21 protein-coding genes and 2 pseudogenes are annotated in these 25,896 nt (G+C 70.7%); 14 read left to right on the top strand and 9 right to left on the bottom strand.

Annotation, left to right across the window (positions count from 1 at the left end):
- Positions 1-8 precede the first annotated feature (8 nt).
- On the top strand, positions 9-1,358 hold the full coding sequence (locus tag ACFYO2_RS44920; protein WP_388361999.1) for an aldehyde dehydrogenase family protein: 1,350 nt from the start codon (positions 9-11) through the stop codon (positions 1,356-1,358).
- 112 nt (positions 1,359-1,470) lie between these two features.
- Entirely contained in the window at positions 1,471-2,583 is a 1,113-nt protein-coding gene (locus ACFYO2_RS44925) for an alkene reductase (protein WP_388362002.1), read from the top strand.
- A 973-nt stretch (positions 2,584-3,556) separates the two neighbouring features.
- On the opposite strand, the gene ACFYO2_RS44930 is transcribed toward ACFYO2_RS44925, so the two are convergent.
- Positions 3,557-3,790: a hypothetical protein gene (locus ACFYO2_RS44930; protein ID WP_388362005.1), complete on the bottom strand. Its 234-nt coding sequence runs from the start codon at positions 3,788-3,790 to the stop codon at positions 3,557-3,559.
- Between the two features lie 601 nt (positions 3,791-4,391).
- On the opposite strand from ACFYO2_RS44930, the gene ACFYO2_RS44935 reads away from it, so the two are divergent.
- The 3 genes from ACFYO2_RS44935 to ACFYO2_RS44945 all read left to right on the top strand — a co-directional run bounded on the left by ACFYO2_RS44935 (position 4,392) and on the right by ACFYO2_RS44945 (position 8,778).
- The gene (locus ACFYO2_RS44935; RefSeq protein ID WP_388362008.1) at positions 4,392-4,922 is read left to right on the top strand and encodes an RNA polymerase sigma factor; all 531 of its coding nucleotides are present in this window, start codon (positions 4,392-4,394) and stop codon (positions 4,920-4,922) included.
- 942 nt (positions 4,923-5,864) lie between these two features.
- A complete protein-coding gene (locus tag ACFYO2_RS44940; RefSeq protein ID WP_388362010.1) occupies positions 5,865-7,772 on the top strand; it encodes a P-loop ATPase, Sll1717 family in 1,908 nt (635 codons plus the stop codon).
- 82 nt (positions 7,773-7,854) lie between these two features.
- On the top strand, positions 7,855-8,778 hold the full coding sequence (locus tag ACFYO2_RS44945) for a serine/threonine-protein kinase (RefSeq protein ID WP_388362012.1): 924 nt from the start codon (positions 7,855-7,857) through the stop codon (positions 8,776-8,778).
- A 6-nt stretch (positions 8,779-8,784) separates the two neighbouring features.
- Here the strand turns inward: ACFYO2_RS44945 and ACFYO2_RS44950 are convergent, their stop codons facing one another.
- Both ACFYO2_RS44950 and ACFYO2_RS44955 read right to left on the bottom strand, forming a co-directional pair.
- Complete coding sequence (locus ACFYO2_RS44950) at positions 8,785-11,070, bottom strand: protein kinase (RefSeq protein WP_388362015.1); 2,286 nt, start codon at positions 11,068-11,070, stop codon at positions 8,785-8,787.
- 2 nt (positions 11,071-11,072) lie between these two features.
- Entirely contained in the window at positions 11,073-13,220 is a 2,148-nt protein-coding gene (locus ACFYO2_RS44955; RefSeq protein ID WP_388362018.1) for a protein kinase, read from the bottom strand.
- Between the two features lie 1,131 nt (positions 13,221-14,351).
- Between ACFYO2_RS44955 and ACFYO2_RS44960 the strand changes: the two genes are divergently transcribed.
- From ACFYO2_RS44960 to ACFYO2_RS44980, 5 genes and pseudogenes are all read left to right on the top strand, one after another.
- Positions 14,352-14,600 (top strand): plasmid mobilization protein, encoded by a 249-nt coding sequence (locus ACFYO2_RS44960; RefSeq protein ID WP_388362021.1) that lies wholly within the window; start codon positions 14,352-14,354, stop codon positions 14,598-14,600.
- A complete protein-coding gene (locus ACFYO2_RS44965; RefSeq protein WP_388362024.1) occupies positions 14,597-14,974 on the top strand; it encodes a fic family toxin-antitoxin system, toxin component in 378 nt (125 codons plus the stop codon). Before ACFYO2_RS44960 ends, ACFYO2_RS44965 begins: the two co-directional genes overlap by 4 nt.
- 211 nt (positions 14,975-15,185) lie before the next feature.
- Positions 15,186-15,901 (top strand): annotated as a pseudogene (locus ACFYO2_RS44970) (prepilin peptidase).
- Between the two features lie 63 nt (positions 15,902-15,964).
- Positions 15,965-16,830: pseudogene (locus ACFYO2_RS44975) on the top strand (OB-fold nucleic acid binding domain-containing protein); the annotation flags it as partial.
- Positions 16,827-17,057: a Tn3 family transposase gene (locus ACFYO2_RS44980; RefSeq protein ID WP_388362028.1), complete on the top strand. Its 231-nt coding sequence runs from the start codon at positions 16,827-16,829 to the stop codon at positions 17,055-17,057. The pseudogene ACFYO2_RS44975 and the gene ACFYO2_RS44980, both read left to right, overlap by 4 nt.
- On the opposite strand, the gene ACFYO2_RS44985 is transcribed toward ACFYO2_RS44980, so the two are convergent.
- The gene (locus ACFYO2_RS44985) at positions 17,045-17,722 is read right to left on the bottom strand and encodes a TetR/AcrR family transcriptional regulator (protein ID WP_388362030.1); all 678 of its coding nucleotides are present in this window, start codon (positions 17,720-17,722) and stop codon (positions 17,045-17,047) included. The two genes, ACFYO2_RS44980 and ACFYO2_RS44985, sit on opposite strands and share 13 nt — an antisense overlap.
- On the bottom strand, positions 17,715-18,119 hold the full coding sequence (locus ACFYO2_RS44990) for a PaaI family thioesterase (RefSeq protein WP_388362032.1): 405 nt from the start codon (positions 18,117-18,119) through the stop codon (positions 17,715-17,717). Before ACFYO2_RS44990 ends, ACFYO2_RS44985 begins: the two co-directional genes overlap by 8 nt.
- Positions 18,120-18,412: 293 nt before the next feature.
- On the opposite strand from ACFYO2_RS44990, the gene ACFYO2_RS44995 reads away from it, so the two are divergent.
- Both ACFYO2_RS44995 and ACFYO2_RS45000 read left to right on the top strand, forming a co-directional pair.
- A complete protein-coding gene (locus tag ACFYO2_RS44995; protein ID WP_388362035.1) occupies positions 18,413-18,952 on the top strand; it encodes an RNA polymerase sigma factor in 540 nt (179 codons plus the stop codon).
- Complete coding sequence (locus ACFYO2_RS45000) at positions 18,949-19,398, top strand: hypothetical protein (RefSeq protein WP_388362038.1); 450 nt, start codon at positions 18,949-18,951, stop codon at positions 19,396-19,398. Before ACFYO2_RS44995 ends, ACFYO2_RS45000 begins: the two co-directional genes overlap by 4 nt.
- 4 nt (positions 19,399-19,402) lie before the next feature.
- On the opposite strand, the gene ACFYO2_RS45005 is transcribed toward ACFYO2_RS45000, so the two are convergent.
- Both ACFYO2_RS45005 and ACFYO2_RS45010 read right to left on the bottom strand, forming a co-directional pair.
- Positions 19,403-20,308, bottom strand: a complete 906-nt coding sequence (locus ACFYO2_RS45005) for an alpha/beta fold hydrolase (RefSeq protein WP_388362041.1) — start codon at positions 20,306-20,308, stop codon at positions 19,403-19,405.
- 215 nt (positions 20,309-20,523) lie between these two features.
- A complete protein-coding gene (locus ACFYO2_RS45010) occupies positions 20,524-21,129 on the bottom strand; it encodes a TetR/AcrR family transcriptional regulator (protein ID WP_388362044.1) in 606 nt (201 codons plus the stop codon).
- 104 nt (positions 21,130-21,233) lie between these two features.
- Here ACFYO2_RS45010 and ACFYO2_RS45015 point away from each other — a divergent pair, with 104 nt between their 5' ends.
- Positions 21,234-21,668 carry a DUF4345 domain-containing protein gene (locus ACFYO2_RS45015; RefSeq protein WP_388362047.1) on the top strand — a complete coding sequence of 145 codons (435 nt, stop codon included), beginning with the start codon at positions 21,234-21,236 and terminating at the stop codon, positions 21,666-21,668.
- Between the two features lie 243 nt (positions 21,669-21,911).
- Here ACFYO2_RS45015 and ACFYO2_RS45020 read toward each other — a convergent pair whose 3' ends face one another.
- Positions 21,912-23,129 carry an ISAs1 family transposase gene (locus ACFYO2_RS45020; protein ID WP_388362050.1) on the bottom strand — a complete coding sequence of 406 codons (1,218 nt, stop codon included), beginning with the start codon at positions 23,127-23,129 and terminating at the stop codon, positions 21,912-21,914.
- A 328-nt stretch (positions 23,130-23,457) separates the two neighbouring features.
- Here ACFYO2_RS45020 and ACFYO2_RS45025 point away from each other — a divergent pair, with 328 nt between their 5' ends.
- Positions 23,458-23,865 (top strand): hypothetical protein, encoded by a 408-nt coding sequence (locus ACFYO2_RS45025; protein WP_388362054.1) that lies wholly within the window; start codon positions 23,458-23,460, stop codon positions 23,863-23,865.
- Between the two features lie 435 nt (positions 23,866-24,300).
- On the opposite strand, the gene ACFYO2_RS45030 is transcribed toward ACFYO2_RS45025, so the two are convergent.
- Positions 24,301-25,590, bottom strand: coding sequence for an FAD-dependent monooxygenase (locus ACFYO2_RS45030; protein WP_388362057.1), 1,290 nt, complete (start codon positions 25,588-25,590; stop codon positions 24,301-24,303).
- Positions 25,591-25,896: the final 306 nt, after the last annotated feature.

Below are 25,896 nucleotides of genomic sequence, written 5' to 3' on the forward strand. Positions count from 1 at the left end.
CACACCCCATGACCGCAACACAGGCGACCGAGTCGAGGACGCACCAGAGCGAAACGGCCGCGGAGGTGGTCGGCCGCCTTCGTGCGACGTTCAACACCGGCGTCACCCGCGGACTGGACTGGCGCGTCAACCAGCTGCAGCGGCTGCGGGCACTGCTGGTCGAAAACGAGCAGGAGCTGATCGAAGCGCTCTGGGCGGACCTGAGGAAGAACCCCGCCGAGGCGAAGACGCAGGAGATCGACTTCACCGTCGCCGACATCGACGAGACGCTGGCGAATCTCGAGAGCTGGCTTCAGCCCCGCCCGGTGGAGGTTCCCGCCCACTTCGGTGGTCCCACGACCACGGCCTACACCACGTACGACCCGCTCGGGGTGGTCCTGGTGATCGCTCCGTGGAATTTCCCGCTGCACCTTCTCATCGACCCCATCATCGGCGCACTGGCCGCCGGGAACACCGTGGTGGCCAAGCCGAGCGAGATCTCGGTGCACACCTCGGCGGTCGCTTCACGCCTCCTGCGAGAGTACTTCGACCCTGACGTGCTCTCGGTGGTCGAGGGGGGCGCCGAGGAGACCACGGCCCTCCTGGCAGAGCGTTTCGACCACATCTTCTACACCGGCAATGGCACGGTCGGCCGGATCGTCATGGCCGCAGCCGCCAAGAACCTCACCCCCGTCACGCTCGAACTCGGGGGCAAGTCGCCGGTCTTCGTGGCGCCCGACGCCGACGTGGACGAGACCGCCAAGCGGCTGGTCGGCGCCAAGTTCGGCAACGCGGGGCAGCAGTGCATAGCCCCCGACTACGTGCTGGCCGATCCCGCCACCGCCGCCGCACTGGTTCCCGCCTTGCGTGCGGCTATCGAAGCTCAGTTCGGCACCAGCCCGCAGACCTCGGCCGGCTTCGGCCGGATCATCAACGAGCGGCACTTCGACCGGCTCACCGCTCTGCTGGACTCCGGCCAGGTGGCGGTGGGGGGCCGGCACGATCGCGACGACCTGTTCATCGCACCGACCGTGCTCACCGATGTCGACCCCGCGTCGCCGGTCATGCGGGAAGAGATCTTCGGCCCGATCATCGCCGTCGTCGAAGTCGAAGACCTCGATGCCGCCATCGCCTTCATCAACGAACGCGACAAGCCACTCGCGCTCTACGCCTTCACCGAGTCCGAGGCCACCAAGTCGCGCCTGGTGAACGAGACGTCCTCCGGCGGCGTCGCCTGGGGCCAGCCGGTGATGCAACTGCTCATGCCCGGCCTGCCTTTCGGGGGCGTCGGCGAAAGCGGCATGGGCCGGTACCACGGCCGGTACTCCCTCGAGACGTTCAGCCACCTCAAGGGTGTCGCGGACGTCCCGCTCAGCTAGCCTCGCGCTTTCTGCCGACGCCCCCATACCCCGATCCGCCGGGACAGCGTGGACCCCCTGCGTCGCTGACCTTCATCCCGTTTTCCTCCGTAGTGCAGAAAGAAAGCAACCCATGCCTGTCAACACTTCAGAAGTTTCGCCCGTCCCGTCACTTTTCTCCTCCGTCTCTCTCGGGAAGATCGAGCTCGCCAACCGCATCGTCATGGCACCGCTGACCCGGGTCCGGGCCGGTTCCTCCGGCATCCCCGGGGATCTGATGGTCGAGTACTACCGGCAGCGGGCGAGCGTCGGAATGATCATCACCGAGGGCACCTACCCCGATCACGCGTCGCAGGGGTATGTCGGTGAGCCGGGCATCGCCACCGACGAGCAGGCGGCCGGCTGGCAGCGGGTGTTCGAGGCGGTGCACGCCGAGGGCGGCCGCATCGTCCTGCAGATCATGCACGCCGGCCGCGGCACCCACCCCGACATCAACGGCGGCCGCCGCATCCTCGCCCCCAGCGCGATCGCCATCGACAACAAGACGTTCACCGAGAAGGGCGAGCAGCCCTACCCCGTACCGGAAGCGATGACCACCGCAGAGATCCGTGCAGCTCTGGAGGACTTCGTCACCGCGGCCCGCCGGGCGATGGAGGCGGGAGCGGACGGCGTGGAAATCCACGGCGCCAACGGCTACCTGCTCCAGGAGTTCCTCTCCCCGGCGGCCAACCAGCGCACCGATGGATACGGCGGCTCGCCGCACAACCGCGCCCGCTTCGTCGTCGAGGTCGTCACGGCCATCGCCCAGGCCGTCGGTGCCGAGCGGGTCGGGCTGCGGATCTCGCCGGAGGTCGACCTCGGGGACGTCTTCGAGACCGACCGGGACGACGTCCTGGCCACCTACGGCACCCTGCTCGACCAACTGCGCCCGCTGGGCCTGGCCTACCTCTCCGTACTGCACGCCGAGCCGGGCGGCGACCTGGTGCAGGAGCTGCGGCGGCGCTTCGACGGCAAGCTGATCGTCAACAGCGGCCCCTTCGGGGGGCAGACCACCCGCGAGCAGGCGCTCCAGCAGATCGAGGCCGGCCACGCCGACGCCGTGGTCGTGGGCCGGGCCCTCATCGCCAACCCCGACCTGGTCGAGCGCTGGCAGGGTGGCCACCCGGAGAACGAGCCGCGGCCGGAACTGTTCTACGGGCCGGGCGCCGAGGGCTACACCGACTACCCCTTCCTCGAAGCGGCTTGAAGCACCACAGTCACGCCTGTCCATGCGGCAGCCCCACTCACCCATGGACAGGCGCCCGACCGGCGACACTGTGCCCGCCTCTTTGAGCCCGCGGTCACACCGGCGATCACCGGCTCGAGGACCGTCGGGTCCGTCAGGGCGTTGACGGTCCGCAAGTTCCTGGTCAGCCTGCGTTCGGTGACCTCGTCGAGCACATCGCTCTTGTGCGCGGCCACCGCGGCGGCCTTCGGCCACAGCTGACGCCTATGACAGTTTTCCGGCGGCGGCCCATCCACCAGGTCCGCCTTTCGTAAGGGAGTCCGTCGCCGATATCCGTCCCCGCTGTACACCGGCGCCCATACCGTCCAGCCCGAACGCTGGGAACGGGGGTGACGAAAGAGGCTGTCGGCGGGACGGCATCTGGGTCTGGATGGGGTGGTGGACTACTTCACCCTGTCCGGTGACGAGGCGGGCTGGTTACGGAACAAAAGCGGCGCCACCGTCCAGGCCGACCTGACTCTTGGCGGCCTGGAAGCACTCCACCGGCGACGTGGACCAACTCGGACAGGGCGACCTCAGTGGGCGACCAGCACAGGTAGAAGGCGAGTTCACTGGTAGTCCGGTTGCGTCGGATCAGCAGGTGACGATGGACACCGGTGCCGGTGTGGAGCCACGCCCAGTCGTAGACGCGCGGGCCCTTCGCTCCCCGCTCCAGGCGTGCGCGCAACTGCGGGTCCTGGCCGTAGGCTTCGTCGCCGGTCACCCACGACGCGGTCACTCCGGCGTCCAACGCGGCGACGATCATCTCCCCGGCCAGGTGGGGCTTGGCGGCGTGAAGATCGAGATCTTCTCGGGTAGCGCCTGCACACCCTGACCTGCAGCGACCGCGTCGAGCAGATCTATCCCGCGCTCCAGGCCGGCTGACGCAGCCCGGAACCCGTGAGGGGCCTCCCGAAGTGGACCCCGTGAGGCCGGCAAGCGGGCTGAGAGCCCCTCAACACGCACGACTTGACAGGGAACACTGCCTGTCGACGTACAACTTGTGCGCCAGCTGGGCTCCACAGCCGCCGAGCAGGAGCCCGCACCAGAACGTGTCGTGGGCATGCGAGCGGCGGAACCCGTCCAGCTCGATGGCCTCGGTCGGCAGTACGACGGGCACGTCCGAGTGCTCATCCCCGATCACTGCCGCGTGCACCAGCCGCGTGTCCCGCACTACGACGACCCCCAATCGCCCATGGTCAACGATAGATGCCGCCGCATCGCAGTACATGAGCATCAGGGAGGCCGACGTCGCAAGCCGGGATCCCACCGATGGCGGCCGCGGCTGCGGATCGCCGTGGGTAAGCCGCTACGCACGTGCTGGGAGCAGCGGTTCCCCGAGCTGGTGGCGGCCGCCGCTGCGGCATGAGGCTTGCAGATCTGCAGCGGCGCCGTTCGGCGTGGGGGCGGCGCACGCGACGACTCGGGGGCGTGTGCGTGATGGAATGTATACGGTACGTAAGAATTCCTGGGTCGGCGTGCACACTTGCTTCCTCGATTCGCTTGGCTGATGGGTGAGGGCGCTACCGCTCTTCCGTGTCGACGGTGGGGGTCGGCAACGGCCGCCGAACGGGAAGGGTTTCGAGGCAATTGGATCTCGATATGGCTGCTCGCCTGCTGACGGGGGTGGTCGCCGTGCGGGTTTTCGCAGGTGACGTCCGCGCGGTGGGCAGGCGCCTGCTCAGCGCTGGTGTACGGGTCGGGGTGGCGCAGCTCGCCGCCCAGTACCGGCGGGGGGAGACCGCGAGACGGCGGAGTGGCGCCGGTGACGGGGGTTCGGGGGAGGCCCGGTGAGTGGTCAGCAGCCCGACCCGTGGGCGGATCAGGCGGTGCGCGATGATCTGGCCGCTGTACTGCCGACTACGTTCGTCGCGTTCTACAGCAGGCAGCACAAGGCGTATCTGCGGTACGCGCATGTGCAGTTGGACAGCCGTGAGGGGGCCGAGCAGGTCGTCGAAGACGTCTTCGTTCAGCTGGCGCGGACGCATGTGCTGCAGCAACCCAATGTCGATGCGTACGCGTGGGCTGCCCTGAAAGAGGAAGTCGTCCGCCGTCTGGAGATACAGGGACGGACCCTGGCCTTGGTGGAGACGGCCGCGTTCGCCGCCGTGCGCCATGCCTCCCGGTCCCGGTTCACCGTCCTGGAGTCCAAGTTGGGTCTGTACACGGCGATCGCCCGGCTGCCGGAACGTCAGTACGACGTGATTCTGCTGTGCTTCGTGCTCGGCCACCCCATGCGGCGGGTGGCGGAGTTGATGGGCATCTCCTACGGGACGGTCCGACCGCGTTTCCTGTCAGCACCCGTAAGAAACACTGAGTGACTGCGGCCCACATCTGGAAGGGGCGCGGCCTCCGGACGACTCGCTACGGAATGTCGCCCGAGAGGGCGTTGACGCGGTTCTCGTACTCGCGGCGGGCCTTGCGCTGTGCCGAGATCGCCAAGGTATCCGGGCGCCGTCGAGGGGCTGGCAGCGAGCGAGGAACTGGCGGTGGACCGAGGGTTTGGCGCTGCCGCGCAGGGTGTAGCCCTGGCCACGCAGTGACGGGCGGCTCCGGGGCGGGGCGTCCTCGTTGTCGGCGGTGGTGTGCTCGGGCATGAGGTCGGCGACGGCCGTGCGGATGGCGCCCCGGCTGACGCCGTGCTCGCGGGCCGGGGCGGCGATGGACCGGCCCTCCAGGTACGCGGTGCGTACGGCGTCGGTCTTCCCCTGCCGCGACGGCGGCGAGGGTCTGCATCATGACCTTCACCGTGGACAGCAGGTCACCGGTGCGCGGGTGGCGTGCGGTGAGGTCCATCGCAGAGGACGCGTCGTCGTGGATACGCGGGTGCCGCGCACGAGGCGGCTTCTTTGGTGGTGGATCGGGTGTGGTGTGACGTGGGTGAGGTGGGTTCGTCGAGCTCCCGGGACTCGTTCTCGGGGGTGTGGCTCTGCGGCGGGTCGTTGCACGACTCGTGGCAGGAATTGATGGTGCGGGCACGCACCCTCGCTATCTGGCCGGGCAGCGTTCCCTTGCCCAGCTTCACTCTGACCTCCCCGACTTTGAGCAGCGCCGCAGAACCGGACACCATCTGCAGGATCGCCTACTCCTCGGGAAGCACGCTGGACCATGCCGCCCCTCGCGGAGGGGGACCAGTAGCAGCCCGCCCGCCCCAGTTCGACCTCGAGGAACTGGCCGCTTCGAGTGCCCGGTGGCCGGGCGGAACGCCTGAACTTGACCGTATGGCTATGGTGTTGACCAGCTCCGACAGCTAGGGAGACGGCATGGACGAGCCCCTGCTCGCCCGCCTGCACTTCGGGCGTGACGACGCCGAGCGGGACGCGCGGGACGGGCGCGGGCTGCTGCTGCGGGGCGGGTTCCTGCCCAACGCCGCCCACGACGCGGCCGTGTCGGGCCGGAAGATGCTGATCATCGGCCGCAAGGGGTCCGGCAAGAGCGCCGTGTGCATGCGGCTGATGGCCGACGGCACGGACCGCCCGGGGCGGGTCCTGGTCACCCCGGACGACGCCGCGGGCGAGCAACTGCGGCGGTTCGAGCTGGAAGGGCTGCCGGGGGCCTCGGCCAAGGCGCTGATCTGGCGGTACGTGTTCGCCCTGCACGCCGCCCGGTTCCTCGTGGCGCACGCCGAGGACGCGCACGACCGCAGACCGGCGGCGGTGCGGGCGCTGCGGCGGTTCTTGAAGAAGAACGGCGAGTTGCCGGACGCGTCCGGCGCCCAGCTCGGCAGCCGGCTGGCACAGAGCGCCAGGGGGCTGCAGACCTCGCTGTCCCTGGAGGCGTTCGGCGTCAAGGCGGGGCTCGACCTCGCGCAGTCGCCGTCCGAAGGCGCGCACGCAGGCGGGCAGCTGGAGGTCGTCGAGAGGGGCGTGGCGCAGGCGTTCGCCGAACTCGGCTGCGACACCGCGCACGAGCCCCTGCTGCTCATGGTCGACCAGTTGGAACAGGTGTGGTCGGCCGAGCCCGACAGCGACTCCATGGTGATCGGGCTGCTGCTGGCGGCGCGGCACGGAGCGAGCGTCTACGGGCGGTTCGCGCGGTTCCTGCTGTTCCTGCGTTCGGACATCTACGACTCGCTGTCGTTCGGGGAGGGCGACAAGTACCGGGGAGACGAACTGCGCATCTCCTGGACCCGGCAGGCGCTGCGCGACCTGGCGATGGCCCGTGCACGCGCCTCCGCCGGGCCGGAGCTGACCGAACAGCGGTTGTGGCGCGAGGTGTTCCCGCCGGAGGTGGATGGCGAGGAGATCGCCGAGTACCTCTTCCGCCGCTGTCTGCCCCGGCCGCGCGACGCCATCCAGTTCCTCAACCGCTGTCTGGACACGGCGCGCGAGACCCCGGGCCGGGACCGGATCACGGAGGCGGACGTCCGTCAGGCGGGCCGGCTGTTCTCCGCGTGGAAGCTCAAGGACCTGTCCCAGGAGTACCTGGTCGCCCACCCCTTCCTCGCCAACCTCTTCCCGCTCTTCCAGAACGCCGGGTACGTGGTCACCCGTGCCGTGCTCACCGAGCGTTTCGAGGGGGCCCGCGAGACCCTGCACGGGCGGTTCCCCGCGTACGCGGGGACGCTCACGCCCACCGGGATCGTCGACGTCCTGCACGCGGTGGGCTTCCTCGGCGTGCGGCGCGGCAACGACGTGGTGTTCGCGGGGGACGACGCCCTGCCCGCGCAGCCGCACGAGACGGAGTTCCACATCCATCCGTGCTTCCGCGAGGCGATCGGCGCGACCGACGCGATCCACCTGTGGCCGTACGAGCCCCTCGTGGCGCGCGACCGTATCGTCCAGGCCCGTGGCTTCGGGTCCATCGTGTTCGGGCGCAGTGCCCGCAACCGCGACGACAGCCTGCTGGACGAACTGCGCCGGTCCTGCCGCTCCGTCCTCTCCCAGGTCGACCGGGCCGTGCTGCTCACCCCGGACGTCAGGAGCATGATCAGGGAGCGGATCGAGCACGTCCTCGACGACGTCGGCTGCATCCCCCACGACGCGGGGTCCATGGACATGGAGGGCCATCTCCTCAGCACCGCGCGCTACTTCGCCTCCTTCGCCGCCCAACTCCGCGCCAGCGGCCTTGACGACGGCGCGGGCGGCGTCGGAGGCGTCGCCCGCCGCCTGGACGAGGAGGCGCGACGGCTACGCGGGGTGGCGGGCGGGTCGTACGGCAGTCTCACGTAGTGCGCGGGAACGGTGAAGAACGCCCGGGGCGGGCCGGGCACGGTGATACTCGTGATGGATTACGAGGCGGGGGAGGTCACCGGTGCGGGGCACACTGCTCGCCGGGCGGTTCCGGATCACGGACCGGCTCGGCGCGGGCGGCATGGGCGAGGTCTGGGCCGCGCAGGACGAGCGCATGCGGCGGGACGTGGCGGTCAAGCTCGTCCACCCGCTGCTCGGCACCGACGAGGCCGCGACGCGGGCCCGGTTCGAGCGCGAGGTCCAGCTCGCCGGGCGGCTCTCCCACCCCAACGTCGTGACCGTGCACGACTGGGGCGAGGTGTCGGTCGAGGGCCGCCAGTTCCTCCACCTCGTGATGGAGCGCGTCCCCGGCGTCTCCCTGCACCGACGGCTCGGCGAGTCCACGCCCCCCTGGCCGGTCGCCGTCGCCTGGGCCGCGCAGATCGCGCAGGCGCTGGACGTCGCGCACCGCCGGGGCGTCGTACACCGGGACATCAAGCCCGCCAACGCTCTGCTCACCCCCGAAGGGACCGTCAAGGTCCTGGACTTCGGAGTCGCGAAGTTCCTGGGCGACACCCTCAGCGCCCGCCACCTAACCGCCCCCGGCCAACTGCTCGGCTCACCACACTACATGTCGCCCGAACAGGCCCTGGGCGCCCCGGAGACCGACCACCGGGGCGACCTGTACTCCCTGGGCTGCCTCCTCTACCACGCGCTCACCGGAAGCCCGCCGTTCGACGACGCCAACCTCGTGAACGTCCTGCGCATGCACATGAACGACGCCCCCGTCCCACCGGGCGCTCTCATGGCCGGGCTGCCCGCCGCGCTCGACGACCTCGTCGTCGACCTGCTCGCCAAGGCCCCCGGGGACCGCCCGGCCGACGGCGCCACCGTGCTGGACATCCTCACCGGCGTCCTCCTGAAGGCCGACGACCTGGACGTCGTACACCTAGGGCACGCGGACTCGGCCGCCGGGCAACTCCTGAAGAAGGTGTGGGCCCGGTAGACCCGGTCACCAGGCCGCCGAGTTGCCCGCCGCGATCGCCACCAACCGGTTGTCCGTCGTGCCGTAGAGCCTGCCGCCGCCGGCCCACAGTGCCACCGGCGCCGGGTCGTTCGTCGTCTCGCCGCCGACGAAGTCGAAGGTCCAGCGGGCGCGGCCGTCGGCCATGTCCAGGGCCCAGGTGCGGCCCGCCACCCACAGGTAGATGGTGTCGTCCCCGCACTCCAGCACCATCTGGAGGGATCTTTTCGAGGCCGAGGGGAGGCTGCCCGCCCAGCGGACCTCTCCGGTCGCCGCGTGGAAGGCGTACACGACGACTCCCGTCGGGTACTCGCGGGTCACCGCGTAGACGGTCTTCCGGTCCGGGGACACGACCACCGCGAGGAACGGCAGCGGTCGCTGCTCGCTGCGCCAAGCCGTCTGGCCGGTGACCGGTTCCACCGCGTAGAGGCGGTCGCTCAGGTAGAGGAAGAAACCGCCCGCGTAGCTGTGCGCGGGGTCGTACGTGGTGGCGGTCATGCTCGTGAGCCAGGTCAGGGAGCTCGCGATCCCGCCCGGCGCGGGCTCCTTCCAAAGGATCTTCCCGCGGGCGGTCGTATCGAGCGCGGCGAGCCTGCGCGAGCTGCGGTCAGGGTTGCTGGTCTGCCACAGCACGCGGGTGCCCGAGGACGGCACGAAGAGCCGGGGAGCGCCCGCGCCGAGGGCCGGGTCGTCGCCCGGGTCCGTGCGCGTCCACAGGAGGTCGCCGGACGCCCGGTCGACCGCCCAGACCAGGGCCGAGCTGCCTCTGCGGGCCGTGGTCCCGGCCTCGGCCATCGGCCTGTACGTCCCGGTGACGTACACCTGGTCGCCCAACACACCGGGTACCATCGTCCCCAAGTAGAAGCCCACCCCGGGGCCCGCACCGGTCCACAGCACCCGGCCCGTGGCGACGTCGACGGCGCGCAACGCGCGCGCGGTACTCCCGCCAAGCCCGTCCTTGCCCAGCACGTACGCCGTGCCATCCGCGCACGCGACGGGGTTGCCGCCCGAGTCGAGCATCCGGGCCTCCGAGGCGTTCGCCAGCGGGCCCCACGTCCGTCGGCCGGTGCGGCGGTCGTGGCCCTGAAGGCCGCTCTCACCAATCGCGAGGACCGTGTCGCCCGCGCCCACGAGCTGGATCAGCGCCGCGTCGAGCGGAGCCGTCCACAGCGGCTTCGCCACCGTCTTCGTGTCGAGCGAGCGCTTCGGGTCGACGAGCCGCGCGGCCCGCTCGGCCGCCTGCGACGTCTCGCCGCGCCGCATGGCGAGCCCCAGGGCCGTACCGCCGCCCGCCAGGACGACCGCCCCGCCGGCCAGCCCAAGCAGCAGCCTGCGCCGGGCGGGCCGGGCGGCAGGCTCGGGCGGGTCCTGCGGCCCCTCGTCCGCGGCCCCAGCCGGCGCCAGCACCGCCGCCGCCCGCTCGACCGCCTCCGTCAGCGCGCGCGGCAGCCAGGCCCCGCCCTGCGGGGACGCGTCCCGCGCCACGAACGCGACGATCTCGTGCGGCGCCGGACGCCCCGCCGGGTCCTTCACCAGACACGCCGCGACCATCAGCCGCAGCCCCGCGGGTACGGCGCAAAGGTCCGGCTCCGCCGACAGGACCCGGCCCGGCGTCCCGGGGTCCCCGGCCGCGCCGAAGGGGTCCTTGCCACCGGCCGCGTACGCGATGGTCGCGCCCAGCGCGAACACGTCCCCCGCCGGGGTGACCGGCTCACCTCGCACCTGCTCCGGCGCCATGTACGAAGCCGTGCCGAGACGGCGGCCCGTGGCGGTCAGCGCCGTGCTCGCGTCCACGGCGCGCGCGATGCCGAAGTCGATGACGTGCGGGCCGTCCAGTGCGAGCAGTACGTTGGCCGGTTTCAGGTCGCGGTGCACCAGCCCGGCCGTGTGGACGGCGGTCAGGGCCTCGGCGATCCCGGCGGTCAGCGCGCGCAACGTCCGGTCAGGCAGCGGGCCAGCGCTCTCCACCGCCTCCGCCAGTGTGAGGCTCGGTACGAATGTGGTGGCCAGCCACGGGACGTCGGCCTCGGTGTCGGCGTCCACAACCGGCGCGGTGAACGCGCCCGACACCTGCCGGGCCGCCTCCACCTCGCGCCGGAACCGTTCCCGGAACGCCGTGTCGTGCGCCAGCTCGGCCCGCACCAGCTTCACCGCGACCGTACGGCCGCCCGCCGACCGACCCAGGTAGACCGTGCCCATGCTGCCCGCCCCGAGCCTGCCCAGCAGCGTGTACGGGCCGACGGCGACCGGGTCGAAGGGGTCCAACTCCCTCATGGTCACGCTCCGTTCGCGTTGAGAGTGGCGATCGTGCCGGCCTCCGCGTCGGTCACGCACAAGTGGCCGTTCCCGGCGTCCCAGGTCAGGTCCATGGGGGCGCGGCTGCTCAGGCCCGTGTACTTCCAGCGGGGCTTGCCGTTCGAGGGGGACAGCGCCCACACGACCGAGGCGCCGTCCATCCGGTACAGATTGCCGTCGGCGTACAGCAGCCGGGAGCCGGCCGCCCCGATGGCCTTGCCGTCGGTCGGGAGGGGGGCGGTCCAGCGGGTACGGCCCGTGGCCGGGTCCAGGGCCAGCAGGGAGAAGTCGACGCCCTTCTTGTCGTCCAGCCGCAAGGCGTACAGCGTCGTGCCGTCCGTGTCGGTGGCGACTCCGGTGCCGAGGGTCGCGGACGCCAACATGCCGGCCTGGGACCAGCGGGGCTCACCCGTCGCCGGGTCCAGCTCGGAGAGGCGCAGATCGGTGGTGCCGACGACGAGGTGGCGTCCGGCGGTGGCGATCAGTCCGGCGGGCGTGGTCCGCGTCCACGCGCGCTTGCCGTCGGCGGTGAGCGCCGTGAGCCCTTTCATGGAGCCGAAGACGAAGGGGCTGGCGGAGGCGTCCGGTAGCGTCCCGTAGACCGGGATGGCGTCGGACGGGTTCGGGTAGGACCAGCGGACCTTGCGGGAGGCCAGGTCGAACGCGACGATCGACGTCGATCCGCTCTTCGTCCCGACTGTCAGGTACGCCGTCCCGTCCCGGATTCCCCACCAGCGCAGGACTCCCGTGGTGTCGGCGGACTTGTCGAGCACGGTCTTCCAGAGGAACTTCCGGGACGTCGTGTCGAGCGCGAGGATCGCTGCCCCGAGAGGTGTACTGGCGTGCTGCCCGCCCACGTACAGACGCGTGCCGTCCAGCCAGGCGACCGCGCTCGGGCTCGTCCCGCTCGCCATGGCCACGTCCTGGCCTGCGCTGTCAGCCGTCCAGGTGACCTGTCCCTGCGTGGTGATCCCCCACACGTTCTGGAGCCCGATGCCCATGACCAGGCCCTTGGCGGTCAGCACCTGCGGGCAGGGCTTTCGCAGGTTCTGCTGCCACGCGAGGGTCGCCTCGGGCACGTCGGCGGCCGAGGGCCGTTTCGCCGCCTCGGATTTCTCGCCGCCCAGCAGCGCGTACGAGGTACCGGCCGCGCCCGCCAGGGTGGCCCCGGCCAGCCCGAGGAGCACACCGCGACGGCGCGGGCCGGACGGCGGGGGCGGCTTCTCAGGGGCCGGGTTCTGCTCCCGCAGCTCCGTCATGACCCGCCGCACCGCGACGACGTCGGCGGTCACCGCCTCGGGTAGCCAGGAGCCGGACTCCGGCGGGCGTTCTGGCTGCCCGGCCGACGCGATCAGGTCGGCCGGCGCCGGGCGGGCTGCCGGAGTCTTGGCCAGGCAGGACTCCAGCAACGGGCGGATGCTGTCCGGGACCCCGGAGAGGTCAGGGTGCGTGCTCGCCACCCGGAAGGCCACCGCGACCGGATGCCCCTCGCCGAACAGGTGCCTGCCGAGCGCCGCGTACGCGATGGTCGACCCGAGGGAGAACACGTCGCTCGCCGCAGTGAAGGGTTCGCCGAGCGCCTGCTCCGGAGAGAGGTACGCGGGTGAGCCGACGAACGCTCCAGCTGCGGTCACCACTGCCTCGTCGACCGGCCGGGAGATGCCGAAGTCGATGACGTGCGGGCCGTCCGGCGCCAGCAGCACGTTCGCGGGCGAGAGGTCCCGGTGGACCAGCCCGGCCGCGTGCACATGGACCAGCGCCTCGGCGATCCCGGACAGCAGCGTCCGCAGCGCCGCCTCGGGCAGCGGGCCGTGCCGGGCCACGACGTCGCGCAGCGACATCCCGGGTACGAACGTGGTGGCAAGCCAAGGGACGTCGGCCTTGGTGTCGGCGTCCACGACCGGCGCAGTGAACGCGCCCGACACCTGCCGGGCCGCCCGCACCTCGCCCTGGAACCGCTCCCGGAACGTGTCGTCCGCCGCGAGGTCGGAGCGGACGACCTTCACCGCGACGGTCCGGCCCCCCGCCGACCGCCCCAGGTAGACCGTGCCCATGCCGCCCGCACCGAGGCGGCCCAGCAGTGTGAAGGGGCCCAGAGTGCGCGGATCGGTGTCGTCGAGCTGCCGCACTGAACGCCCTTCCCCCGTGGCCCGTCTGTCTCACAGATTAAAGAGCGTTGATCCTGCCGCACAGCAAACGCGCGAATCAACACCTCGCCTGACGCGGACTCGGGGCATGGGCGCCAATGCCGTGGCGTGGTACTGGCGCCAAGTCTGTTCTTCCGGCTGACACCTACAAGGCCGACCCGTACTGGCCAACATTCGCAGTTAGTACCTGTGCGTGACCGCGCTCATTCAACTTTGCGGGCCGGGGACAGACTCATCGTCCAGGGGGCGTTGATCAGGCGTCGGGGCCGCGACGGGCGGACCTCACGCATGGTGTCGGCCAAGACGTCTCAGCCTCCATTTCGCCACCGCCCCGGCAGGCTCTCACCAACGCCGCTGCCCTCCAGGCCAATCACGTGGCCGGCGCCAAGCCACGTGTCTCATGAGACATGCTGAGCGCGAAGAACGCACCTTTGGCACCCACTTCGGCCATTGCCTCAGCGTGCAAGCGGCCGCCGCCGAAACCCGGACCACCGAGGGAGTCAAGAGCGGGCCGAAGCGATCCTCGCCCTTGACGGGACTGTCAGCCCTGCCCGGCAGGATCAGCGCATGCTCATCACGCCCCGCCCGGGAGCCGACCGCAGGAACATCCGCAACGTCCTCCGAGAGACCCGGGTCAAAGCCGAGACCCTCCGAGGACCTTCCGGGAGCGCCTTCGAGAGCCTTCTGCGGTACCTGGTCCCTCCTCGGCAGCTGCGGCACGCTCGCCGGCACCGAACAGCAGCGCCTCGTCAACGGCTTGGTGTACCTCGAGATCACCGAACGCATTTGACGGTGTCCTACGTGGTGAGGCGGACGAATCGCTTGTAGCAGCACGTTGCTGCGGTGAGGCCGAGAAAGGCCAGGTTGGACCCAGGCAAGGCCTACCGCCGACCAGACGCGCCGCGCCGGACACCTCCAGGGCCTGACCCCGGCTATTGGAAGACGGCGTGAATGCGCAGGCCAGACCAACTGTCCACCGCGAGCGTCGCCGACCCCCGGCTACATGCTCATGCAGAGAGTCGTCCAACACCTGTCCGAGCTGACGGCGGCAGGCTTCACGGTCCGCATGCCCATTTTGCTGTAGCGGCGCGTACGAGCCGCTACGCTGGACGCATGGCGAAGAAGCAGATCAACGTACGAGTGGAAGAAGACGTGTACGCCACCATCGAGGAGCGCGCGAGGGCGGCCGGCATGGACGTGCCCGACTACGCCCGCACGGTGCTCGCCGACGAGGGCAACGACCTGCGGCACCGGTTCCTCAGCGCCGGCGCGCACTTCAGCGAGGAGTGGGGCGACCACTTCGCCGAGAGGTTCGGCCACCCCGCGCCCGCCAAGCACGAGACGCGCGGGAAAGCCGCGTGATCCTGCACATCGACCGTGCGTGGCTGCTGGACCTCGCGCACCGCAGCCTGCCCGGCGATCCGGACGTCACCGACTTCGGCACCCTTCAGGCCGCGGTGGCCAGGCACGCCGACAAGGTGATGGACCGGCCCGTCTATCCCGAGGTGCACCACCGGGCGGCCGCGCTCATGCACCAGCTCATCCGCTGTCCGGCGCTGGAGTTCGGCAACGAGCTGTTCGGGGCGGTCGTGGCCGCCTCGTACCTGACGGTGTCCGGGGTCGTGGTGACAGCGGACTTCAAGCAGGCCGGGGACCTGGCCGAGCGGATCGCCCGTGACGGGTTGGACGTGCGCCTGGTCGCCGAGGAGATCAAGGGCTGGGCGGGCCGAGGCTAAGCAGTGCAGTGGGCCCGGCTCCGTCTAGGCATCCGCCCGACGCCCGCGCAGCCGCCACCACGAGCAGGGGCTGCGTGCCGCTCTATGCGAAGGCCTCAGCAGACCCGGCTGGCCAGAGACATCGCAGCCCCGTACTCGAACGTCCCGAGCAACATCCGCTCCATCGGGACGCCCTTAATCACGGATTAGGCTCCGTCCGGTGGAGACGTTGCTGATCATCGCGGCGAGCGCTGTGTGGGGATGCGGCACGGGCGTGCTTATACCCCGTCCCGCGTACCGGTTCTCGGTGCCGCCCGAGGAACCCTGGCGGTCGGCGTGCCCGGCAGGCCATCCCCTCACCAGCACCGGGACCGGCGGCGGATGGCTGGGGCGTGCCCGTTGCCCCGCCGGGGACGTCTACGGGTCGAGCACCCTGTCCGTCGCCTCCGTCACGGCCGTGGTCTGCGGCTGGCGGCCGCCACCGGGGCCCGCCCCGAGTTGGTGGTCCGGCTGCTGCTCGCCCCGGCCGCCGTGCTGCTCGCCACCGTCGACTTCCGGGCGCACCGGTTGCCCGACGTGCTTACCCTGCCGCTCGCCGCGGCCGCGCTCGTCCTGCTCGGCGTCGCCGCGGTGCTGCCCGACGCCGGCGCCAGCTGGACGTCGGCGCTGCTCGGCTCGCTCATCCTGGGCGCCAATTACTTCGTGCTCTTCCTCCTCAGCAAGGGCATTGGGTTCGGCGATGTGAAACTCGCCCTCGTCCTGGGCGCTGTCCCGGGCTGGTACGGCTGGGCGATCGTCCTGGTCGGGACCTTCGCCGGGTACCTGCTCGGCGCGGTGTACGGCATCGGTCTCATCTTCGCGGGCCGGGCCGACCGGACGACCAGGATCCCGTTCGGCCCGTTCCTGCTCGCCGGGTCGCTGGCCGCCGTACTCCTGGGCTCCTTGTAGGTTTCCAGTCTCTGACGCCCCTTGCCCAGATGGTGCTGTCCCCTGTCTGACCCAGGGGGCACGGAGGCTGCGCCGCACGGCTTCGGCGTGCGGCTGGCCCTGTCCACGGTCAAGGGCATCCGCGAGGACGAAGTCGCCCGCCTGGCGGCCGGCCAGCCCTACACCGGCCTGCAGGACCTGTGGCAACGCGCCCGCCCCTCCCTGCCGATCGCACAGCGCCTGATCCGCATCGGCGCCCTCGGCCCGCTCGCCGGCGACCTGACCCGCCGTGCCGCGACAAGCTCAGTGCCGAGCTGGAGACGCTGTCCATCGACGTCACCCACCACCTGATGGAGCACCACCACCGGCTGCTGCGCGAGCTCGGCGCCACCGACGCCGCCCACCTACGCGGCATGATCCCCGGGCAGAAGGTACTGGTCGCCGGGGTACGGGCCTCCACCCAGACCCCGCCCATCCCGTCCGGCAAGCGGGTCATCTTCGTCACCCTCGAGGACGGCTCCGGCCTGGTCGACATCGCCTTCTTCGAAGACTCCCACGAGGCCTGCGCCCACACCGTCTTCCACTCCGGGCTGCTCCTGGTGCGCGGCACCGTCGAAGCCCGCGGCCCGCGCCGTACGGTCGTCGGCGAGATGGTGTGGGACCTGGACGAGATCGCCGGAGCCCGCCGCGACCACGGCCCCCAGGCCGCCCTCGACCTGCTCGGCAGCCCCACCCCCGCATCCACCCCGGCCCAACCGGCCGCACCCCAACGCACGCTCGCCGACGGCACCGCCGGCGCCCGCCTGCACCCCTACGCCGACCTCCAGCCCGCCGGCAGCCGATCCGCCGACCTGCGCCGGCTGGGACACCGCAGCCCCGGTTCTCCAGACTTTGATGTGTCTCATGAGACATCAGCTCGCTGTCTGGGCCACTTCAAAACCGGCACATGATCGGCAAGCAGCTCAACATCGTCGACGCCCGCCACCGCCTGGCCCGGCGGATCTTCTTCGGCCAGCGCGGCGAACTGCGCCAGCACTACCGCTTGGGCATGGAGGACCAGCCCTTTTTCCGCCCCGCGCAGCCGGCCGCCGACCGCTGCGCCAACCGTCGGCCGATGAGGACGCCAGCGAGGCGTAGCGGGAGCGTTGCCCAGGGCAGAACAGTTCACGTTCCGTAGCGGCCATGGTGCGCGCGTGAGAGGGCGGCGGCGCCCTGGCAGGCGAGGGTGGCGGCATCGTCTGCGTATTGGGGGATGTCGTCGGGCCATTTCGAGGTCGGCTGGAGGATCAGCAGCGAGACGGCACCGTGCAGGCACGCGCAGATGGCCCGGGTCAGCGCCGTCACATCGCCGTGGAACACGCCGGCGTCGGCGCATCGCTGCACCGTTTCCCGTAGGAATCGGAAGCAGGCGTCGGCGACCTGCTCAGTGGCGGCTGTCGCGGGTCCGGTCGCGACCAGGCGGTAGCGCAGGGGATGGTCGAGCCCGAACTTGATGTAGGCGACACTGCGCTGGTGGAGTTCGGCGAACGGGTCGGTGGTCTGGGCGCTGATGCTCAGCATCCGTCGGCCGAGCTCGTCCCAGATACCGAGGCACACGGTGTGCAGCAGTTCCAGTCGGTTGTCGAAGTGCAGATACACCGAGGGGGTGCTGACCCCGACAGCCTGTGCCACCGCGCGGATGGTCACGCCGTCCTCGCCGGCGTCGTCGAGCAGCGTGCCGGCCGCTTCGATGAGCTCGTCCCTCAGTCGGCCGCCGTGGCCTCGCTTGGCGCGACTGCGCCGACGGCCTTCGGTTGTGCCGGCGCGGCCGTCGGTCGTGGTCTGGCCGGGTCCCTTAGTCATGGCGCCTCCGGAGGGCGACGAGTTGAGTGACGCGGGCGCAGAGCCGGTCCTTGTCATCCCTGATGTCGATTTCCACGGCGACCGTTGACTTGCCGACGTGCAGCGGGCGGGAAGTCGCGAAGGCGCCGGTGCCGTGTACGGGCCGCAGGAAGTGGGTGGTGGATTCCATGGTCGCGGGGGCGGTGTCGGCGGTCCCGTTCAGCGTGGCGCACACGGCGCCGGCTACATCGGCCAGCCCCATCAGTGCCCCGCCGTGCATCGCGGCGCCGACGGTGGACTGCTCGGGCGTGTAGGCGAGTTGCGCGGTGACAGCGTCGGCCTTGAGGGCTCCGAAGCGTATCCCGAGCGTCCTGGCGAACGGCGTCAAGGTGTAGACGTCTTGCTCGGTGATGGTCATTGCGGCCCCTCAGGTTGTCGCCGTTAAGTTAACGGTGACATGTTATGCGGACGTCACGGTTCGTGTCCACGCCTGTGGCGCGAGGCTGCGGGGCTGTGCAGTCTTCCGGATCCTGACCCAGGGCTCCGTCGTTCTCGCGGTCGGCCCGAAGTCGCCGGTATAGGCCAGATACCCCAATTCGGTGGTTCGTGACGGGCGGTGGATACGCCTGCAGGCAGGGCTTCCGGTGATCATGGAGTGCCGAGCCGCCATCGCGCCATGCGCTCAGCCTGGATGATGTACGGTCCGCGGTGATGGACGGCTCAGCAGGAGAACCTCAGCCGCCGTGGGACGCCCTGGCCGCGACGGTGCGGGCGGCGCAGGCTGGCGATGTGTTGGCGATGGACGAGGTACTGACCGTGGTGGCGCCGTACGTGACCAGGCTGTGTCGGCCGATTGCCCTGTCGAATTGCGAGGACGCCGTCCAGGAGGCGCTGACCGCGGTCTTCGTCGGGTTGCGGGGACTGCGCGATCCGCGGGCGTTCTACGGATGGGTACGCACCGTCACCGTGCGCGAGGCGGTGCGGGTGGCGCGGCTCACCGCGGTTGAGCGGACGGTCGATCCCGAGGAGTTCGTCGGCCTGCCCGGTCTCGTCGGCGACGGGGAGTTGTCGGCACAGGTACGGGACGTGCTTGCGCGGATGCCGGTGCATCATCGCGCCGTGCTGGTCCTGCGCGAGCTCGAGGAGCTTGATGAACGAAGTGCGGCCGAGATCCTGGACATTGCGCCGGGAACGGTCAAGTCCCGGCTGCACCGCGCCCGTTCGGCCTTCCGGAAGGCGTGGCAGCAATGAGTATTGACGCCGTGACCCGGCTGCGGCTCCTGGCCGCGGGCCTGCACACGACGATGTACGCGGAGGGGCGCCTGGAGCTGCCGTACGACAAGGTGTGGGCGGTAGCCTCGGATCTGGCGGGCGAACTGCCGCACCTGGTGCCCCTGTTGCGCGAGTTCCGCGTTCCTCCCGGCGACGCCGATCGCAAAGGCGCACTGGCGATGGGCCCGTTGGGCTGCCGCAGCGCCTTCGAGGTGCGGCTGGCTCCCGGATGGTGCCTGATGCAGTCGCGGCTCGTGGTGGGGGGTATGGCGGCCGTTCCGGAGGGTGACGGCACGCGCTTCGCCATGCTCGGCGCGGCGCGTCCCGCCGCCCTGCGGCCGGTTCAGTGGGCGTACGCTCTCCGGGCCCGCCACGGGCGGATTTTCATCCGGAAGGTCGCGGAGCGGGCGGCCTTGCGCTCGTAGCCTTTCAACTGCCCGTCGCGAACAGCTCGTTCATCGCCTTAGCGACCACCTGGGGACTCTCCTGAGGCAGGAAGTGGCCGACGCCCGGCACGATCCGTACGGTGAGGTCGTCTGCGTGGCTCTCGCCTCCGGCCAGCATGGATGGCGGGATCACGTTGTCCCGCTCACCGCCCAGCAGCAGGGTCGGGACGGTCAGCCGCTGCCCGCGCCATGTGCCGCGCAGCAGCGCGGGGATCTCGCGGACCACGTACTGCCAGAACATGGCCTGCCCGGCATGCGCGCCGGCCTGGGCCGCGGCGCTGAACTCCGCGAGCTCGCCGGCTTGCCAGACCGACGGGTCGGCGACCTGGTGCCGCAGCAGGAAGCGACTGAACGCAGGCCAGTGGCGCAGCACGGCCCTGCCGATGACCGGGTACTCGACGAAGGCGGTGTACCACTGCCGCCACAGGTTCGGCAGGATGGCCCGCTGCCGGGACCACGGGTGCGCCATGTTGAGCGCCAGGAAGCCGTTGAACCGCTCCGGTGCCCGCAGGCACAGCCGGAAACCGACGTGGGCGCCCCAGTCGTGACCGACCAGGCCCACGCGGTCGAGCCCGAGTGCGTCCAGCAGCGCGAGTATGTCCTCGGACAGGCCGTCGATGTCGTAGCCGCGCCGGGTCTGCTCCGACCAGCCGAGACCCCGCAGATCCGGGCAGATCAGCCGTGGTCCGGCGGCCGACAGGACGGCGACCCGGTGCCAGGCGAACCAGTGCTGCGGGAAGCCGTGCAGCAGCAGGACTGCCGCCCCGGTCCCGTACTCGGCGACATGCAGCCGGATGCCGCGCACCTCCACCCAGCGATGCTCCGCCCCTTCGGCGTTCGGGAGCGGCCTGCTGGCAGCGGCCGTGGCCGACGTTGTGCTCGATGTCATGGGAAACACCTCTCGCCTGCGGCGGGTCTCATGCGGGCCCGCTTCGGCATGTCAGGAGGCGGGACCGGGCCGAAACGTTCCCCGCGACCCGGCTGGAGCGTCCCCGCCATCCACGTCCCCGCCATCCGCGCCGGCGGCACCCGGCCCCAGCAGCCGACCCCGCGGTCGGCTCACCCGAGAGTCCGGTCAGCGGCGACCGGGCCGGGGCAGGCCGCTTAGGGCCAGTTCGGCACGCGGTCCGCAGGGAGCAGGGGGCGCAGGGCGCCGAGGACGGCGCCGATGCAGATGTCGCGGAGCTCGGTGCGGGAGCAGGTCTGCTCGGTGAGCCAGTCGACGACGAGGATCTGGACGAAGACCAACCAGCTCTTCAGTACGGCTGAGACGGTTCGGCGCGCGCTCTCGTCCGCGAGGGGCAGCACGGCGAGCAGGCGGGCGCGGAGCGCGTCCAACTCGCCGGTCATGATCGTCTGGATGACCGGGTCGCCCGCGAGCACCCGGTTCGCGGCGAGGACGGCGTGGCGGTTGGCCACGAAGTAGTCGAGGTGGATGTCCATCCCCTGGACGAGTTGCCCGACGAGCGAGTCGGCGGGGTCGAGCTTCGTCTCGGCGAGCAGCCGGTCGGCGGCCTGCTGGTAGACCGCGGCGAAGAGCGCGTGCTTGCTCGGGAAGTGACGGTAGAGCAGGGCCCGCGAGACGCCGGCCTGCTGGGCGACGTCGTCCATCAGCACGTCCTCGTAGGGGCGGGCTGCGAACATCCGGGCGCCGACGGCGAGGAGCTGGGCGCGGCGGTCGGCGGGGCTGAGGCGCTGGCGGGGAGGCACGGCGAAAGTTTACTTGACACGCGTCTACTTACTCGCTCACGCTGATGTCGAGCTTAGTAGACACACGTCAACTATGGCGTCGGACCAAGACAGGGTGATGGACCATGGCCAGGACTCTGCGCGTACTCGTACAGCTCATGGGGTGGGCGTGTGTAGCGATCGGGCTGTTCCATGTCGCCCTCGGCAACGCGGCCATCCCGGGCGCGGGCTCTGCCGGGGCGACCGTCGACAGCTGGGGGCGGTTCATGGGGGCGAGCTTCGTCGGCTACGGACTGGCCTGGCTCTGGGCCGCCCGGCAGCGGCCGATCCCGGCGACGGCGGTGCGCGCCCTCTCCGCCGCCTTCCTGCTCGGTGGGCTCGGCCGGCTGATCTCCCTGGCGGTCCACGGCTGGCCGCAGTGGTTCCAGATCGCGCTCGCGGTGATCGAGCTCGGCCTTCCGCCCGTCCTGTTCTGGCTCGCCCCGTCCGAGGAGCGCGCGGCGCCGCGGACGGCGGAACGTGGCGCAGGACTGTACCGCTCCCCGGCCCGGGACCTGTGACGGATCGCGGGCTCCGACGGGATGGCGCCCGGCGGGACGATGGTGCTGGGAGGCCCACGCCGACAGGGGCGGCGGTGGCGTCGACGCCGGCAGCGGACCGGATGCGGTGGAGGCGCGTGTCAGCCTGTCGTCCAAGGCCGGAGCCTGTCTCAAAAGTCCCTCGGAGAGGGCGCGAGTATTGGATCAGTCGGAGATGCGTATGACAACCAGGGCTCCGTCGTTCCCGCGATCGGCGCGGAATGATCACGTGAGTCCGAGGGCGGCCGGCGGACGGGTCATGTCCCGCCCGTGATGGCGCAGGCTCTCGGCGATGTTGTCCCGCCCCGCCAGGCGGAGCGCGCCGATGGCCAGGTTCCGCAGGGAGGCCATCGCCCGCGGCGCACTGCCGGTCCGCACCCGCGAGGCATCTTCCCCGAACGTCACATCCCTGACGTGGTGCTCCCGATTCTCAATGGCCCAGTGCCCGCGTACGCGTTCGGCCAGGTCAGCGGCTGTCGCCTGGTGAACTGTCAGGCTGGTGACCGCGTAGACGCGTTCGAGCGACACCTTCCCGGTGCGAACCGTGCGCCGCCGGCGGACGATCTGCAGTGCCTGGCCAGTATGCGGGAACGGCAGCCTCGGCACGGTGACGGCCTTCAGGCGGCGGATCTCGTCGCGGCCGTGGGCGGCGGTCCGGGTGCGGTCCATCAGCGGTACTTCCTTCCAGGGAAGATCCTTCACCAGCGTGTGCAGGGTCGGGTGGTTGGCCTTGAGTACGGCGATGTAGTGCGCGTCTTTCTCCTCGACCAGGAACTTCGCGTGGTCGGTCTGGGTCAGCAGCGCGTCGAAGGTCACCACCGCGCCGGTCAGGTCCAGCGGGTCCAGCAGTGGCCGGAACGCGGTGATCTCGTTGCTCTTGGCGTCGACCTCGTGCTGGGCCAGCACGATGCCGTCGCCGCGCAGCGCGGAGAGCAGGTGGACGCAGCGGCCGTCGGCGCGAATCGCGCCGCGCAGGGACTTGCCGTCCACCGCGACCGCTGCCCGCACCGGGCGGGCCGGCGGGTGTCTGTCCTGGTCGGCGGCGCGGGAGGCGGCGGCACGAGCGGTGAGCCAGCCGCCGATGGCCGCGTCGAACGCGTCGCCGTCGATGCGCTGCAGTACCCGGCGCACGGTCGCCTTGCTGGGCGCCCGGCAGGGACGGTCCGGATCGCGCAGCGCGGCCCCGCAGCAAAACAACAGCCGGTCAGAGGCATCGGCGGCCCACTCGGCGATCGCGGTGAGGGACTTCGCTCCAGCCAGGACCGCGCAGGCGGCCACGGCCAGGACGTACGGCAGCGGGTGGCGCCGGCCCCGGCGGCGGCGCGGGTCGGGCAGGGGGGACAGCCGGGCCAGCAGGTCGGGCAGTTCGTCGGGGCAGGCCGGATCACGGCCCGCGAGTTGGCCCAGCCCGGCGGGGATGAGTGATGATGGCGCAGCAGGCACGGTCTTCCGTTGTGGTGATCAGCGAACTCGACACTCCATGATCACCGGAAGCCGTTCCTGCAGGCGTATCCGCCGCCCATCACGAACCGCCCACCACCGCCGACTTGGGGTATCGGGCCCATACTGGCGACTTTGGGCTGACCGCGAGAACGACGGAGCCCTGCATCCTGACCGCCGTCGAGGCCGCTTACCTGACGGTCCGGATACTGGCGTTCCAGGGGACCGAGGCCGCCGAGGACGTCAGGGGCCGCGCCAGCGCCCTGGTGGAGAATTTGCGGGAGATGCAGGAGACCTGCGACGCCGCCCCCCCCGCGCCCCCGCCGAACAGATGCTCGACAAACTGGTCCACGCCCTTTCGCGTGCCGAGGCTGTGAAGCGGCAGCACCAGGAGACTGGTGTCGAGGCGTACACCGAGTGGGAGTTTCGGGCGATGGAGGACTACGAAATGCTCCGTGGCGCGCTGGACTGCCTGAACAAATCGCACGCCGAACAGGAGGCCGCGTATGCCGACGGGGGCCGGAGCCTGACGACGGCCGGAGCAAGGAAAGAGCTGAACCAATATAGTGAGCTGCTCGACATGCCTGGGCTGGAGCACGCCGTCGAAACCGGCAAGATCCTAGTCTGGCGCCGAAGCGCCCGGGAACGCTATCAGCTGGCGGGCGAGCGACTGTGGATGGATCGGAAGGCCTTCGCCGATGCGGTGGCCCGCTGGCTGGACGAAGGCCCCACAACCTGACCCTCCCCAGATTGCGGCGGGTGGCACGGCTCCTACCGGCACCCCGAGTAGAGACCGCGCCACCACCGCGGCATCGATGTCCGTTCTCATCCATCGTGTCAGGGAGCCATGTCGGCGAGCTGCGCACACTGACAACTGCCTTGAGACAAGACGGGCGAGCGATCCGGCTGGGGATCAATGGGCTTGGACGTCACGGGGTCGATGTCCCAATGGTCTTGTCAGCTTCGGTGAGCGCCGACCAGGCAAGTGACAGAACCACAGAGACCCCGCGCGGTGGAATCTCATCGATCTTGTAGTTTTCCGAGCCAACACCGCCTCATCGGAACGTGGCCTGGCCGCCGAACGGGCGCTCCAACGCGCACCATGCGGCATGAGCGGAGGTCGTCCGGCGGTGTCCTACTGAAGCGTGGTCTCTCTCGACACGTTATGTGACACCTACGACTTGGCCGACGAGGTGATCGGCGATCCGGCCGGGGCTGCGGAGTCCGGCACCCCCGCGTAGTCGGGCAGCTCGACGCCGTTGATCGCGCGCCCGACCAGCTCGGTGAACCATTCGCTGGCGAAATCAGGGCGCGGCTCGGCGTCTGGCCCGGGGACGTCGCGGCTGCGGGCGTTCAACCCGCCGATCTCCTGGTTGGCCTCGACGAACGAGCGCATCCGCGCCTCGTAGCGGGCGAACCCGGCGTCGGGGTCCCATCCGGCAGCGGCCAGCTCTCCGGCCAGCAGGTAGGCACCGACCAGGGCCAGCCCGGTGCCCTGCCCGGACATCGGCGACGAGCTGAACGCCGCGTCCCCGAGCAACCCCACCCGTCCACTCGACCAGCGGTCCATCACCACCTGGGCGGCCTGGTCGAGGTAGAAGTCCGGAGTGTCGTCCAGGTGCGCGAGGATGTCCGGGGTCAACCAGCCCAGGCCCGCCATCCGCTCCCGCAGCAGGACCTTCTGGGCCGCGACGTCACGGTGGTCGACGTCGAAGTCAGCCGAGGGGAAGTAGAACATGGCCATCGCCCGGGTAGCGTCCTGGATGGGCCGCAGGAGGGCGGAGCGCCCGGACTCCTGGTCCTGGTACTCCAGCAGCCAGCGGTCCAGCCCGAACTCGTTGGGCACACTGTAGAAGGCCAGCACGTGCCCGAGGTGGCGGAGGAACCGCTCATGCGGCCCGAAGACCATCGCTCGCAGCTCCGAGTGCAGCCCGTCTGCCCCGACCACCAGGTCGAAGCGCCGCCGGTTGCCGCCCGCGCAGACCACGTCGACCCCGTCCGCGTCCTGGGCGAGCTCGGCGATTCGGTCGCCGAAGACGTACTCGACGCCGTCGCGGGTGTCGTCGTAGAGCACCTGGGACAGGTCCCCGCGCAGGATCTCGATGTCCGCGATGAACCCGTCGCCACCGTCGTCGTCGGCACGGAAGGTTTCCAGCACCTGCCCGTTCGCGTCCACGGTGTGCGCGCCGGCGGTGTCGGTGCACGCTGCGCGCACCGCCGCGTCCAGCCCCATGCGCCCGATGACCTCCTTGGCGACCCCGCGCGCGTCCACCGCCTGCCCGCCGGGACGCAGCTCGGGAGCCCGCTCCACCACGGTCACCTCAGCCCCCCGCCGGCGCAGCCAGTGGGCCAGCGCGGGTCCCGCGATGCTCGCTCCCGCCACCAACACCCTGGGACCGCTCACCCGCGTCCCCGGCTCGCCAGTCTGGATGGTGTGCTCGTGCTCGGAGTCGTCGACGCTCATCACAGCCTCCATCTGCTTCCTCCCGCGCTGGAACGTCCCAGGCACAGGCCCACTGCTGTCGGTGTATCCAGCCGTGTCGACCACGGATCCGCACGAAACTCATCGGTCACGGCAGACATTGATGAGAAACGCCAACTCCGATGAGACTCACATCAACCCAAACTGGTGTAAACCACGCGAACCAGCCTGTCAGCTAGGCCGCCGCCTGAGTGTGAGCGGTCTGGGCGAGGTCGATGAGCCGGCGTTCTCAGGGCTGGCGGAGCGGCACCGGCGGGAGCTGCACGTGCACTGCTACCGGATGCTCGG

This window comes from Streptomyces sp. NPDC006602 (assembly GCF_042870385.1).
Classification (GTDB): Bacteria; Actinomycetota; Actinomycetes; order Streptomycetales; family Streptomycetaceae; genus Streptomyces.